This window comes from Pseudanabaena sp. Chao 1811 (assembly GCF_027942295.1).
GTDB lineage: Bacteria > Cyanobacteriota > Cyanobacteriia > Pseudanabaenales > Pseudanabaenaceae > Pseudanabaena.
In genome coordinates this window covers 2169636-2185031 of sequence record NZ_CP101416.1, presented here as the reverse complement: position 1 = coordinate 2185031, position 15396 = coordinate 2169636, and the positions used below count along the sequence as shown (strand labels likewise).

8 protein-coding genes and 1 pseudogene are annotated in these 15396 nt (G+C 43.2%); all 9 read left to right on the top strand.

What is annotated here, in order from left to right:
• Positions 1 to 11: 11 nt before the first annotated feature.
• Positions 12 to 1679 (top strand): annotated as a pseudogene (locus tag NMG48_RS21805) (PAS domain S-box protein); the annotation flags it as partial.
• A gap of 297 nt (positions 1680 to 1976) precedes the next feature.
• Positions 1977 to 3824, top strand: a complete 1848-nt coding sequence (locus NMG48_RS21800; protein WP_441339189.1) for a response regulator — start codon at positions 1977 to 1979, stop codon at positions 3822 to 3824.
• Between the two features lie 4 nt (positions 3825 to 3828).
• Positions 3829 to 5313, top strand: coding sequence for a PAS domain S-box protein (locus NMG48_RS10010; protein ID WP_271255078.1), 1485 nt, complete (start codon positions 3829 to 3831; stop codon positions 5311 to 5313).
• A gap of 215 nt (positions 5314 to 5528) precedes the next feature.
• Positions 5529 to 7976: a response regulator gene (locus NMG48_RS10005; protein ID WP_271255077.1), complete on the top strand. Its 2448-nt coding sequence runs from the start codon at positions 5529 to 5531 to the stop codon at positions 7974 to 7976.
• Between the two features lie 291 nt (positions 7977 to 8267).
• Positions 8268 to 11588: a GAF domain-containing protein gene (locus tag NMG48_RS10000; RefSeq protein ID WP_271255076.1), complete on the top strand. Its 3321-nt coding sequence runs from the start codon at positions 8268 to 8270 to the stop codon at positions 11586 to 11588.
• Positions 11589 to 11706: 118 nt separating this feature from the next.
• The gene (locus NMG48_RS09995) at positions 11707 to 12612 is read left to right on the top strand and encodes an NAD(P)-dependent oxidoreductase (RefSeq protein ID WP_271255075.1); all 906 of its coding nucleotides are present in this window, start codon (positions 11707 to 11709) and stop codon (positions 12610 to 12612) included.
• 236 nt (positions 12613 to 12848) lie between these two features.
• The gene (locus NMG48_RS09990) at positions 12849 to 14018 is read left to right on the top strand and encodes a pyridoxal phosphate-dependent aminotransferase (RefSeq protein ID WP_271255265.1); all 1170 of its coding nucleotides are present in this window, start codon (positions 12849 to 12851) and stop codon (positions 14016 to 14018) included.
• A 66-nt stretch (positions 14019 to 14084) separates the two neighbouring features.
• Complete coding sequence (locus tag NMG48_RS09985) at positions 14085 to 14852, top strand: SGNH/GDSL hydrolase family protein (RefSeq protein ID WP_271255074.1); 768 nt, start codon at positions 14085 to 14087, stop codon at positions 14850 to 14852.
• A 4-nt stretch (positions 14853 to 14856) separates the two neighbouring features.
• Positions 14857 to 15393 carry a pyridoxamine 5'-phosphate oxidase family protein gene (locus NMG48_RS09980; protein ID WP_271255073.1) on the top strand — a complete coding sequence of 179 codons (537 nt, stop codon included), beginning with the start codon at positions 14857 to 14859 and terminating at the stop codon, positions 15391 to 15393.
• Positions 15394 to 15396 lie beyond the last annotated feature (3 nt).

Sequence of the window (15396 nt, the reverse complement as noted above, 5' to 3'; positions counted from 1 at the left end):
TCTTCATTCAGATGGGATTTATGAGAGCTAACTTGTCAGTCAGTAATGCATCTAGAGTCAAGGTTTTATATGTAGAGGATGACCTCCTTGATCGGCTTGCCTTCAAGCGACATGTACAACAATTTGCATTACCCTATGACTATGTACTAGCTAGCTCCATCGCTGAGGCACAGGAGCTTCTCGAAAGCCCCAATTTTCAGATTGTAGTTTTAGACTATCAATTGAGTGATGGCTATTCTTCAGAAATATTTCCTATTCTGAAATCCCAAAATTGTCCGTTTATTATCTTGACGGGTAGAGGTGATGAGGAAACTGCCATCAGGCTGATCAATCAAGGGGCTGCTGACTATTTAATTAAGGATGCCGATCGCAATTATCTCAAAGTTTTACCAATAACAATCGAAAAGACTCTGAATCGCCATCAAATCGAGGAACGGTTAAATTTGCTTAATCGGGCAATGCAGAGCATTGGGGATGGCATCTACATTATTGATCAAGCGGGTTGCTTAAAATTTATCAATAACACCCTTGCGAAACTCAGTAATATCTCTGAGCAAGAAGCGATCGGGCAGCCTGTCAATATTTTAGGACAGCCCCACCTTAATAACTGGTTAAACTCTTATAGTGCTTGTCCCGTAATTGGTAACACGATCGAAGGGCAAATTGAGATGTATCGCAGCGATGGTACATCCTTCACAGCCTTAATCTCAGAGTCTTGTATCCAAGAGAATTACTGTGCAAACAGAGTTGGTGTAATTCGTGATATCACATCCCTCAAGCAAACTGAAATTGCTTTGAGAAATTCTCAGGATAATTTAGAGAAAGTTGTTCGAGAACGAACTATTCAGCTAGAGCAAGCGATCGCTGATTTGCGACAGGAAAATCAAGAACGCTTACAGACAGAAGCATCATTGCGATCGAGTCGAGACCTACTTCAGCAACAGCAAGAATTCTTTCGTTTAGTCATTGATAGCAATCCCAACTTTATTTTTGTCAAGGACTGGGAAGGTCGCTTTATTTTAGCCAATAAAGCGATCGCAGATTTACATAGCCTCACGGTTGACGAGATACTAGGCAAAACTGATGCTGACCTTAATATAGATCCTGAAGAAGCCGCCCGTTATCTCCGCGAAAATAAACTAGTAATTGAAACTCAACAAAATCTCCTTCTCCCCGAAGAAAAAGCCTATCGTGAGGGTGTCGGTGAGCAATGGCAGCAATGGCAAAAACGACCAATCAAGCTACCTAATTCAGATCGCATCGGGGTTTTAGGCGTTGGAATTAGTATTGACGAGATCAAAAAGATCGAGATTTCCTTGCGGGAAAGTCAGCAACTTTTTGCATCTTTAGCCGAAGCTGCCCCTGTGGGAATTTACCGCACGGACACAATAGGTGATTGCATCTACGTTAACGATCGCTGGTGTCAAATTGCAGGACTCCGCCCCGAAGAAGTTGCAGGCGGTAACTGGGCAAGAGCCTTGCATCCTGACGATCACGAGATGGTTGCCGCCGCATGGTATGAAGCCGTGAAAGCGAATCGTCCATTTAAGATCGAATGTCGTTTTTTGCGCCCAGATGGGGTGACGACTTGGGTATTTTCGCAAGCCTTGGCAGAACGCAATATTCACGGCGAAATCATTGGCTATGTGGGGACAATTACGGATATTAGCGATCGCAAAAAAGCGGAGTTGACCCTGCAAAAAATCATCACGGGAACTGCTGCTGTTACTGGAGAAGACTTTTTTCCTGCCCTAGTACGTCACATTGCCGAAGCCTTAGATATCAGCTATGCCTTAATTACGGAACTCGTCGAAGATCGGCTCCATACGCTAGGATTTTGGGCGAATGGAAGCTTACAGCCTTCAATTTCCTATATACCTGCACGTACTCCCTGCGAAATTTCTTTGCAAGAAGGGGAATATCATTGTGAGCAATGCGTTCAAGTCCTTTTCCCAGAGGACTTTGACCTTGTGACGATGAATGCTGAAGGCTATTTAGGTATATCTCTCAAAGATGAACATGGTAATGGGATTGGCAACCTTTGTATTTTAGATACCAAACCCATACCAGAACGTAAGCGTACTGAATCAATCTCCATTTTGCAGGTATTTGCAGCAAGAGCCTCTGCCGAATTGCAACGCAAAATAGCTAATGAGAAGCTCCAACGCTGGAACCAAGATTTAGAAATGCGTGTGCAACAACGCACCAAAGAGCTACAAGAGCGCGAACAATTCCTGAAAACGGTACTAGATACCTTCCCGCTATTTGTATTTTGGAAAGATCGCGAATTGGCTTATTTAGGTTGCAATCAAAACTTTGCCCTATCCGCAGGCATGGAGGATTCTACAGCAATTATTGGTAAAACAGACTATGAAATGCCTTGGGGAGAGACGGAAGCGGAGCTTTATCGTAATGATGATAGCTCAGTGATCGAAAGTGGTAGCCCCAAACTAGGCATTATCGAACCCCAACATCGCCCCGATGGACAGATGATCTGGTTAGAGACAAACAAATTGCCCTTGAGAGATCTCCAAGGTGAAATAATAGGGGTATTGGGAACCTATCAAGATATTAGCGATCGCAAATATGCAGAAGAGAAACTGCAACAAAGCAATGAGCAGCTAATGCGGGCAACCCGACTCAAGGATGAATTTCTCGCCAACATGAGTCATGAATTGCGGACACCGTTAAATGCGATTTTAGGCATGACCGAAAGCTTGCAAGAAGAGATCTTTGGGGCAGTAACTCCAGAACAAATTACAGCAATGCAAGTCATTGAAGAGAGTGGAACCCATCTCTTATCGCTGATTGACGACATTCTCGATTTATCAAAAATCGAAGCGGGACAAATTGTTTTAAATTTAACTCCTATTGCTATTACCGATCTATGCAAGTCGAGTATGGCATTTGTCAAACAACAGGCAATGCAAAGACGGATTCAGCTTGAAACGCAGCTCGAACAAGATCTAGCTAATATTGTTGTTGATGAACGCCGCATCCGTCAGGTATTAATCAATTTGCTCAATAATGCCGTCAAATTCACCCCAGAAGGCGGAAAAATCGCCTTAGAAGTTACGAGCTTTTATCTCGATTCTCAAGGTGCGATCGATGCTCCATCGAGGCAAAAATTTCTGCGTATTACTGTGAGCGATACAGGGATTGGCATTTCTCCCGAAAATATCAAAAAACTATTTCAGCCCTTTGTCCAAATCGATAGCGCTCTCAATCGTCAATATAATGGTACTGGGCTAGGACTCGCCTTAACTAAGCGCATCATTGAGTTACATGAAGGTTGGGTAGAGTTAACGAGTGAGTTGGGTGTAGGTAGTCGCTTTACGATCGCATTGCCCTATATCCAACCAGCACCACCAATATCTCCAGAAATTGCACCAGCATCTACAAAAGCGATCAATTCTGAAATAACTTCTGGCACAACCCAAAGTAAGACTAACGCTTCCCCCCTAATTCTGATAGCAGAAGACAACGACATCAATATCATGGCAATTTCCAAGTATCTCAAGAGCAAAGGTTATCGGATACTCATAGCCAAAGATGGTAAAGAGGCAGTGGATATGGTGTTATCAGAGTCACCAGACCTAGTCCTGATGGATATCCAAATGCCGCGAATGAATGGGCTAGAAGCGATTAAACAGATCCGCAGTCAAAATTTCCATAATTTACCAATCATCGCAGTGACAGCGCTAAATATGTCCAATGATCGCCAGAGATGTTTAGAAGCTGGTGCGAATGAATACATTCCCAAGCCTATCAAGCTGAAGCAATTGGACAATGTGATTCAAGATCTTTTAATCTCAAGGGTTTAGGTGTATGGAATCCCCCAATTTTGACCTAAATGACCCCAACCGCAATGACCTCAATAGAAATAGGGCATCTTCTTTATTGAATACCCATGACATCTTAAGTATTGATGAACCTCACGGTAAGCAAGCTTGGCTTGAAAGGGTTGTCTATGCCCTCAATCAAACAGCGATCATCGCCATTACCGATCCTCAAGGCTCCATTATTTTTGTCAATGACAAATTTTGCGAGATCTCTAAATATAGTCGTGAAGAGCTAATTGGGCAGAACCATCGCATCCTCAATTCTGGCTATCATCCTCGTCAGTTTTTTATAGAAATGTGGCAAGCGATCGCTCTTGGACAAACTTGGCGATCTGAAATCAAAAATCGTGCCAAGGATGGTTCGTTCTATTGGGTAGATACCACCATCGTTCCTTTTTTAAATGAGAAGGGTCATCCCTATCAATACATGGCAATTCGGAATGATATTACCGATCGCAAGGTTTTAGAAATTGCCCGTGAACAAATTGCAGCCATTGTTGAATCCTCCGATGATGCCATTATTAGTAAAACCCTAGAAGGCATCATCACCAGTTGGAATTCTGGAGCAGAGAAAATTTTTGGATATTCCGCAGAGGAAGCGATCGGACAACCGATGGCGATCATCATTCCCCCAGACAGAGCAGCAGAAGAACCGCAAATTCTCGCCAAAATTGCTCAAGGTGAGCGAGTCGAGCATTTTGAGACTGTCCGTCGCCGAAAAGATGGTCAACTCATCGATATTTCCGTAACTATTTCACCAGTACGGGACAGATCTGGCAAAATCTCCCATGCGTCAAAAATTGCACGAGATATCACCAATCGCAAACAGGCGGAAATCCAATTGAGAGCCGCCTACGATCGCGAAGTTGTACTGATCAAGGAGATCCACCATCGGGTAAAAAACAATTTGCAGATTATCTCAGGCTTACTATATCTACAATCTAGGCAAGTCCAAGACGAGCAAATTAAAACCGTTATCCAAAGCTGCCGTAATCGCATCTTATCAATGGCATTGCTCCACGAAAGGCTCTATCGATCGCAGGATTTAGAAAATATTGATTTTATCGGTTATATCCGCAGTCTGACCCTAAATTTGGAAGGTTCCTACGCATCACCATCAATATCTATCACTTTAAATATCCAAGCTGAAACCGTTAAGGTGGATATCGACACCGCCATGTACTGTGGCTTAATTATTAATGAGCTAGTATCTAACTCTTTAAAATATGCATTTCCTGAAGGTCGTACTGGTGAGGTTATAATTGAGTTTAATCAGGATGCTGATAATCGCTACATGTTAATCGTTCGAGATAATGGGATTGGTATGCCCGAAGCGCTCGATCTCAAACATGCTAAAAGCCTTGGACTACAGCTTGTTTATTCTCTTGCTGTCCAACAGCTAAAAGGACAAATTACGTTAGATCATCGTGGTGGGATGGCATTCCAGATTTCCTTTACAATCAAATCTTAATCTCACTAAAAACACTCAAACTATAGTGTAATGTGAACTTAGGCGGCGCTTCATGTCTCCACTCATCTTCTGGATTTGTATCCTCACAAGACTAGCGACAGCGATAAGTCGCAGAAACCTAAGCAGATGTTGATATAGATTAGTTTGCTTCAGGAGACTTCAGGGCATTCCCATATCCAAGCATTCAAAATTGAAAAAGAGAGAATTGATTATCCATGCCACCAATCAAAGTTTTAGTTGTTGAAGATGAGGTGATTACTGGAAGAGTGATTTCAGAAGAGTTAACCCTGATTGGATATGCTGTCACCGATCTAGCGACCTCCGATGAAGAGACATTTGCCAGCATATCCGAAAATAAACCTGACATCGTGTTAATGGATATCCTTTTGAAAGGATCGAGCAGAGATGGCATTGAGATTGCTACGATCCTACGGCAGGAATATCACCTTCCTGTAATCTATATCACTGCCCATACCGATGATACGACCCTAGAGCGAGCAAGAAGATCTGAACCCTATGGCTATCTCGTTAAACCCTTTGATGAGAGGGACTTACGGGTAGCGATCGAAACAGCTTCGTACAAGCACAGCATGGAAAGGCAACTTGCCTTACGCGAAGCACAACTCTCCGCAATTCTCAAGTCAACCCATGATGCTGTGATCGCGACAGATCGGGTTGCTGAAGTTATTTATATGAACACTGCTGCCGAAAACTTGACAGGATGGCATTTTGACGAAGCTCTAGGGAAAGAAGTAACCGAAATTTTTCGTCTGGTCGATGAATATAGCGGTGAAGAAATTGCTAATCCTGTTCCCCAAGTCCTGCGCTCTGGACAAGTAACCTATCTTAATGATTCTACTACGATGATCGATCGCTACGGGACGCAAAAACCAGTTTGTGACAGTGCATCCCCCATCTATTTACCGTCAGGAGAAATCGATGGCGCGGTGATGGTGCTTTGGGATATGAGCGATCGCAAAAGAACCGAAGCCGCCCTACGCGAATCGGAATTGCGCTTTCGTAATGCCTTTGAGAATGCGGCGATCGGTATGGCGTTAAATATGATCGATGGCAAATTCTTCAAGGTTAATCAAGCTCTATGTGAGATACTTGGCTATTCCGAATCAGAGTTATTATCTCTAACTCACCAAGAAATCACCCATGAAGAGGATAAGCAAGCAGACCTAGATGCTACCAACAGCTTATTAGCAGGAGAAATTAGTTCCTTTAAACTAGAGAAGCGTTTTTTGCATAAAGACGGATATATAGTCTGGATCTTGTTGAGTGTTTCCCTAGTCCGTGATATTAGTCAGCATCCCATGTATCTGATCGCGCAAATGCAAAATATTAGCGATCGCAAGCAAGCTGAAATATCTCTCTATCAACTTAACAAAGAACTCGAAGACCGAGTTTCCCAACGCACAGAAGCTTTAAAACAGACTGAAGTTAACCTGATCGCCGCCAATGCCCAACTCGAAAGAACCAATGCCGAACTTGCCCGTGCAACTCGACTTAAAGATGAATTTCTTGCCAGCATGAGCCACGAGTTCCGCACACCGCTCAATGCGATCTTAGGAATGGCTGAGGGGATGCAAACCAAGGTGTTTGGGGAAGTAAATGAGCTGCAAATTAGGGCTTTGCAAACGATTGAGAGCAGTGGTGCTCATTTACTAGAACTGATTAATGACATTCTCGATATTGCCAAGATCGAATCGGGGCGGATCGAACTCGAATATGCTCCTATTTCTGTAGAAACGCTCTGTAAAGCTAGTCTCATTTTTATCAAACAGCAAGCGCTGAAAAAAAATATCCAGATAGAGACGAAACTACAACCTAACTTACCCAGCCTCATCGCAGACGAAAGGCGCATCCGTCAAGTTTTAATCAATCTACTCAACAATGCAGTGAAATTTACCCCAGAGAGTGGACGCATCACCATAGAAGTTAAAATACTACCTCCCGAATTAGTAACCACGACTTCTGCCCAACAACACTTCTTACGAATTTCTGTAATCGATACAGGCATAGGTATTGCACTAGAAAATATGCAGAAGCTATTTCATCCTTTTATCCAAATCGATAGTGCGCTCAACCGTCAATATCAAGGAACTGGATTGGGTCTAGCACTAGTAAAACGTATTGTCGAACTTCATTCTGGTAGGGTAGGACTAACTAGCGAACTGGGAGTGGGTAGTTGCTTTTCCATTGATTTACCCTGTACGCCTACTGTTCCTTTACCATCAACGTCAGCAGAAAACACAAATATTAAGTCTAGATCTCCAGATCAAGTCATCAATACATCTCGATTGATCTTTCTCATAGATGATAATGAAGCTTATATCAATACAATTTCTAACTATTTAGAGGCTAAAAATTATCGTATTTTCTTAGCAAAGAATACTCAGGAGACGATCGCACTTGCCAAAATTTATCAACCCGATCTGCTGTTGATGGATATCCAAATGCCAGTCACGAATGGACTAGAAGTACTTAAACAAATTCGACGCGAACTTAACTTAGTTAATGTACCAGTTATTGTCCTAACGGGTTTAGGCATGGCAGGCGATCGCGAACAATATCTAGAAGCAGGTGCGACGGCATTTTTAACCCAACCGATTAAACTCAATCAACTTTCCGCCACAATTCAACAACTTTTACAGTGATTTTGAAGGTAGTGCTAAATAGGTAAGGATGGGCGGCGCTTCGCGCCGCCCATCCTTACCACAATAAAACCTTTCCTTTTTAGGACTACCATTTTGAATGATTTTTATGTGTAACATTGCTGATTATTGTGCCTATTGAAGTATAGACTGCTACGATGATTTAGGGGGCTTGTAATCCTATAATCACAAAATTTAAGAATTACTTTTTGAGATAAAAAACACTAATAGATTCATCTAAAATCAAGTTTTAGGCGAACCTCTTAAAACTCTTAAATATGGTCGGAAAAAGTTGTGCTCACATCTACATTATTTGAACTGAAATTAGCAATTATTCGTGAGCCGTTAGTAGTTTCTGCTGATGTAACTGTCATGGAGACGATCGCCTTAATGAGTAGTGGGCGATCGCAATGTGATGCGGAAAATCATAGCGACAATCATCAGCAACAATTTCAGCAAGAGGCAAGCTCTAGCTGTGTCTTGGTATTAGAAGGTGAAAAGTTAATCGGCATAATGACTGAGCGCGATGTGGTTCGCCTCAGCGCTCAGCAGCAAGACCTCAATCGTCTACTGGTGCGAGAAGTGATGACACATCCTGTAATTACTTTGCGCGAGTCTGACCTTACAGATTTATTGTTAGCAGTCAATTTACTTCAGCAATACCATATTCGCCATTTGCCACTCCTCGATGATCATGGTCTGCTTGTGGGAATGGTAACTCACGAAAGTTTACGACAAATTTCTCGTCCCATCGATCTCATGCGGCTGCGATTGGTGTCTGAGGTGATGACTTCTGATGTAGTGTGTGCTGCTCCCGATTGCTCGATGCTGGCGATCGCGCAAATGATGGCAGGGCAGAAAATTAGTTCGGTGATGATTGTTGAGACATGCAGAACAGATGACTCCCTCCAGATTCCAGTGGGAATAGTGACCGAGCGTGATGTTGTGCAGTTTCAAGCTCTAGGCTTAAACCTTGAAACCTGTATCGCGCATACGGTGATGAGCACGCCGATTTTTGCGGTCAAGCCAGAGGATAACCTGTTGACAGTGCAGCAAATTATGGAGCAGAGGTTGGTTCGGCGCTTAGCGGTGACAGGTGAATTTGGCGAACTATTAGGAATCGTCACACAGACCAGTTTGCTCCAAGCCTTAAATCCGATTGAAATGTATAATTTAGCCAAGGTTTTAGAGGCAAAAGTAGAACAACTAGAATCAGAAAAAGTAGCTCTGCTAGAAAATCGCAATATTGAGTTAGAACTTCAGGTTGTAATTACTCAACGTATCCGTCAATCCCTCGATCTCCCAATAATTTTTGATACCGCTTGTCAAGAAATTCAGCAATTACTGCAATGCGATCGCGTCGGTATTTTTAAGTTCTATCCTGAATCTAATTTTGATGATGGTGAATTTGTTGCCGAAGCCGTTGTCGATGGATTTAGCTCAGCCGTGGAAGTTCACATTCACGACCATTGCTTTGGCGAAAACTATGCCGCCGCCTATGCCCAAGGTCGAGTGCAAGTTGTAAATGATATTGATCATGCTGGACTAGCTGACTGTCATCGTGATGTCTTGGCACAGTTTCAGGTAAAAGCAAATCTAGTAATTCCATTACTCTGTGACAAAACACTGTGGGGATTGCTATGCATCCATCAATGCGCTCATACTCGCCAATGGCAAGAGCATGAAGTTGATTTAATTCAACAAATTGCCAACCAATTAACGATCGCTATTCAACAATCTGATCTCTACGAACAACTCCATGCAGAGCTATTAATACGTCAGCAAGCCGAAGCAAAAATATCAATACAATTGCGACGGCAACAAATTTTGGAGGAAATCACCCAACAAATTCGTGAATCACTGGATATTCAAGAAATCCTTGCGACAGTAACTCGAAAAATCCGAAATGTGCTGGATTGCGATCGCGCGATCATCTTCCAGTTATTTGCGGATGGCAAAAGCCAAATTGTCGAAGAATCTGTGCATAGCGACTTCCCTACACTCAAAGCCCTTAGTTGGGAAGATGAAATTTGGTCACAGGAAATTCTCGATAGCTATTGGCAAGGCATTCCCCGCATCGTCCCTGATGTAATGAATGATGTCTGGACAGAATGCTTAGTAGAATATTCCATCGAAGGTCGGATTCAGTCCAAAATTGTTGCACCAATTATCCAAGACACTCATATCGACAAATCCCATCGCTGGGTTACAACCGCAGGAACTAAAAAACTATGGGGGGTTTTGGTTGTCCATGCCTGTGCAGAACGCCGAATATGGCAAGAGTCAGAAGCTAAGCTCCTGCAACAGGTAGCAAATCAATTAGCGATCGCCATTCAACAAGCCACGATTTTTGAGAAAGCTCAGCAGGAAATTGTGGAACGTAAACTTGCCCAACAACAATTGATACAAATCAATCAACAACTCTTAATCTCTAATCGTGAACTCGCCCGTGCGACCCGTCTCAAAGATGAATTTCTCGCTAACATGAGTCATGAACTTCGCACTCCCCTCAATGCGATCTTAGGCATTACTGAAGGTCTAATCGAAGAAGTCTTTGGCTCGATCAATCAACAACAGAATAATATGTTGCAAATTGTTGAGAAGAGCAGCAATCACCTATTGGAGTTAATCAACGATATCCTCGATCTATCCAAAATCGAAGCAGGCAAACTGACTTTAGAATCCACAGATACTAATATCAATCAGCTTTGTCAGTCCAGTATCATGTTTGTCAAACAACAAGCAATGCAAAAGCAGATACAACTGGAGATGCAGATATCTCAACCTATACCCGATCTAGAGATCGATGAGCGTCGTATTCGCCAAGTCCTCATCAACCTACTCAATAATGCGGTGAAATTCACACCAGAGGGAGGTCGCATTAACCTCGAAGTAACTTTAGAAAATGGGACTGATAACGACGACGCATCTATATCTGCCCAATGGGTAAGATTTTCCGTAATCGATACAGGCATTGGTATTGAAGCTGAAGGCTTAAAAAGCCTATTCCAGCCCTTTATCCAAATCGATAGTGCTCTCAACCGCAAATATGAAGGTACTGGATTGGGTTTAGCATTAGTCAAACGTATTGTCAAACTACATGGAGGTCATGTGAGTGTGACTAGTGAGATAGGTGTTGGCAGTCGCTTTACAATTGAACTTCCCTGTCCTGAGAGAAAACACCAATTCTCTAGAAAATCAGTAAATATCCTACCCTTTACTGGAAGTTCTATAGAGAATGCTGATATTAACAAATCACCACTTATTTTATTAGCTGAAGATAACGAAGCCAATATTGTTACCATATCCAGCTATCTAGAGGCAAAGGGATATCGGCTAATCGTCGCGAGGGACGGACAACAAGCGATTAATTTAGTGCGATCGCAAAATCCTGACTTGGTACTCATGGATATCCAGATGCCCAAGGTAGATGGATTAGACGCAATCAAATGGATTCGCAGCAATCATTCTACTGATTTACCGATCATTGCGATTACGGCTCTCGCGATGACAGGCGATCGCGAGAGATGTCTAGAAGTAGGTGCTAATGATTATCTGAGTAAGCCAATTAAACTCAAGCAACTCGCCGCCACCATTCAACAATTTGTAAATTAAAGAAGAGAAAGGGGGCGCAAAGCGCCCCCTTTCTCTTCTATTTCCATCGCTTACTGGAAAAGTACTACACACACAAATTGTTGTATCTTTAAATTCAATATTTGCAAGTTATTTCAACATGACTCAGAAGATTGCATTTCTTGGTTTGGGCTTAATGGGTGGGGCAATGGCTGCCAATCTGGTGAAACGGGGGTATTCAGTCATCGGATGGAATCGTACTAAAGGTCGCCCCACGATCGCCCCATTTACCAATGCAGGTGGTACATTAGCCCAGACTTTACAAGAAGCAGTCAGCGATGCCGATGTCATATTTTCCTGTCTCGGTGATGTACCTGATGTCACCGAGGTACTAATTGGCGAGCAGGGAGCCATGAATTTTGCTAAAGCCAATGCCCTATTTATCGATACCAGCACCATCGGCAGTGATGCCGCCAAAGTTATTGCCAATGCTTTAATGCACGATGGTTTACGCTTTTTGGATGCGCCAGTATCGGGTGGAGATGTGGGCGCACGCAATGGCACATTAACCTTTATGGTCGGTGGCAATCCTGAGGATTTACAAGAATGTAGACCACTCTTTGAGGCGATGGGCAGCAATATTAAACATTGTGGAGCGATCGGCAGTGGTCAAGCTGTAAAACTCTGCAACCAAACCCTTGTATCTGTATATATGCTTGCCCTTTGCGAAACGATGCAGATGGCGAAAAAAATGGGTATCGATCCACAGTTGGTCGTCGATGTTTGTGGAAGTGGGGCGGCTGGTTCATGGGCTTTAACTAATCTTGGGATGAAAGTTGCCACAGGCGATTATCAACCGGGATTTGCAATTAAACATATGCTCAAGGACTTGCGCCTCGTCCAAGAAATTAGTCAGGGAATTGCTCAAGATTCAGATCCCCAAGATTTTGCCACCAATTTACCCGCGATCGCCCTCGCCATTGAGAATTTCCAAAAGGTGAGTCAACTTGATGATGGTCAAGGTGCAGAACAGGGCACACAAGCAATGATTCGTGCTTATCAATAAGGCACTAACATACTTTTCACCCCCTCTCACTCCCCCTTGAAAGGTGGAGAATTTATACTTCCCCACCTTTCAAGGGGGGACTGAGGGGGGTGAAAATTTGCACGGTGTGTCACAAATACATGCCGTTAATAAACGTACTTTTGTTACTTTGTTATAAATCTAGCAAACTCAAACAAGTATGCTTTGATACAATGCCAAGTGAATCCCGTAAAGATGCCTCCGCTCCTCCAGAAAAAATGCAACTGGCAAAACGACTTCGTAATATTCAGCCTTCCTTAACTTTAGCGATCGACGCAAAAGCTAAGGCAATGAAGGCTAGTGGAATTGATGTTTGTAGCTTTAGTGCTGGCGAACCCGACTTTGATACCCCCGATCACATCAAGGCTGCTGCTAAATTAGCACTCGATCAAGGCAAGACTCGCTATACTGCTGCCTCAGGTATACCCGAACTCAAACAAGCGATCGCCGCCAAACTCCTGCGCGAAAATCACCTAACTTACAAGCCCGAACAAATCATCGTCACCAATGGCGGCAAGCACTCGCTCTACAATCTGATGATGGCGATCTTGGATGAGGGCGACGAAGTCATTATTCCTGTGCCTTTCTGGGTGAGCTATCCCGAAATGGCAAAACTTGCCGAGGCAACACCCGTATTTGTCGTCACCTCTGAAGACAATGGCTACAAAATTACTCCTGAGCAATTAGAAGCGGCGATCACTCCTAAGACCAAGCTATTTGTTCTCAATTCTCCCTCTAATCCCACAGGCATGGTCTATTCGCCTGAGGAAATTAAAGCTCTGGCGGATGTCCTAGAGCGACATCCTCAGGTTTATATCGTCTCCGATGAGATTTACGAAAAGATTCTCTACGATGGTGCAACCCATCTCAGCATCGCCACGGTTAGCCAGACTATGTACGATCGCACGATCATTAGTAATGGCTTTGCCAAGGGCTACTCGATGACGGGTTGGCGGATTGGTTATCTCGCAGGCGCGTTAGACATTATTAAAGCTGCCACTACCATCCAAGGACATAGCACCTCGAACGTCTGTACCTTTGCCCAGTATGGTGCAGTCACAGCTCTCAACAGTTCTCAAGACTGTGTGGAAACAATGCGGAAAGCCTTTGAGGAACGCCGTGATGTGATGTATGACCTGCTAACTTCCATTTCAGGCATTACCTGCCCTAAACCCGATGGCGCATTCTATCTATTCCCTAGCATCAAAGCCTTTGGTATCCCTTCTTTAGAATTTTGTGACAAACTCCTAGATGGCTTTCAAGTTGCCGTAATCCCAGGGATAGCTTTTGGTATCGATCATGCCATTCGTCTTTCCTACGCGACCGACTTAAAAACAATTCACGAAGGTTGCGATCGCATTCGCCAATTTATCGAAAAAAATTTTTAGTTTCTAAATAAAATAACAAGAAAAGGCGGCGCAGTGTGCCGCCTTTTCTTGTTATTAGCCTTAATTATGAACAAAATTTATTTCCCTATAGCAATCATTGCGATTTTGATTTGTGGATATTTAGGTCTAAATTTGGGGCTTCTAGATGATCGTACTCTCAGAAACAACATCAATGAAATTCTAGGCTCAGATCCCTACGAATTAAAAACCTATCCTGTTAATCCAGATTTGACAAAACGCGATCTCAACAAACCCTTAGTTGTATTTTTTGGAGACTCCCGTACAGTAGATTGGACAGAGATCCCTAATATCCCCTTTGAATTTATCAACCGCGGCATTAATGGACAAACTTCTGAACAAGTATTAGGGAGGCTATCAGCTCATGTTGCATCATTATCACCCCAAATCGTCGTTGTCCAAGTCGGCGTAAACGACCTAGCAGATTTGACGACATTGCCCAATGCGCCACGTAATATCATCAATAACTGCAAACAAAATATTCAAAAAATTGTTGATAAATTAGCCAAAGAAGTAAAGGCAACTGTCATTCTCACTACGATTTTCCCGACAGGTGAGTCGCAATCCTTCCAATGGTCAGAAGAAGCTGATCGCGCAATTATTGAGGTTAATCAATTTATCAAATCACTCAAAAGCGATCGCGTTATTATTTTAGACGCGGCGGCTTTGTTAGCAGATGAGCGTGGTAAAGTTCGCCAAATTTATAGCCGCGATCTTCTGCACCTCAATAAACAAGGTTATACAATGCTGAATGAGGAGTTATTGAAAATACTGACGAATTACAGAAATAGTACTTCACAAAGATTGGACAGTTAAACGGATGGCTAAATTTTATGACCGCCTGACGACTGAGTTACAAACATTCATCGAAGCTCAGCACATTTTCTTTGTGGCAACAGCTCCTAATGATGGACGTGTTAATCTTTCTCCCAAAGGGATGGATGCGCTACGAATTATTAGTGAATCAGAAATTGCCTATCTCGACCTCACAGGCAGTGGCAATGAAACCGCCGCCCATCTGCTGGAAAATGGCAGAATTACGATCATGCTCTGTAGCTTTACCGAAAAGCCGCTAATCCTGCGTCTCTATGGTCAAGGCGTATCCATCCGCTCTAAAGATGCCCAATGGCAGGAATATCTATCCCTATTTCCCGCGATCGCAGGTACAAGACAAATCGTGCGCGTCAATGTCGAATCAGTGCAAACCTCCTGTGGGTTTGCGGTTCCCTTTTATGAATTTCTAGGCGATCGCCCCACACTCAAGGAATGGGCAGAAACAAAAGGTGAAGAGGGGGTTCACGAATATCGTCAGAACAAGAATCGCCAGAGCATCGATGGTTTACCAACTGGGATTTAATGA

Coding starts and splice junctions, on each gene's coding strand:
- NMG48_RS09980 (WP_271255073.1), top strand. CDS start 14,857: ATGGCTAAATTTTATGACCGCCTGACGACTGAGTTACAAACATTCATC.
- NMG48_RS10005 (WP_271255077.1), top strand. CDS start 5,529: ATGCCACCAATCAAAGTTTTAGTTGTTGAAGATGAGGTGATTACTGGA.
- NMG48_RS09995 (WP_271255075.1), top strand. CDS start 11,707: ATGACTCAGAAGATTGCATTTCTTGGTTTGGGCTTAATGGGTGGGGCA.
- NMG48_RS09990 (WP_271255265.1), top strand. CDS start 12,849: ATGCAACTGGCAAAACGACTTCGTAATATTCAGCCTTCCTTAACTTTA.
- NMG48_RS10010 (WP_271255078.1), top strand. CDS start 3,829: ATGGAATCCCCCAATTTTGACCTAAATGACCCCAACCGCAATGACCTC.
- NMG48_RS21800 (WP_441339189.1), top strand. CDS start 1,977: ATGAATGCTGAAGGCTATTTAGGTATATCTCTCAAAGATGAACATGGT.
- NMG48_RS09985 (WP_271255074.1), top strand. CDS start 14,085: ATGAACAAAATTTATTTCCCTATAGCAATCATTGCGATTTTGATTTGT.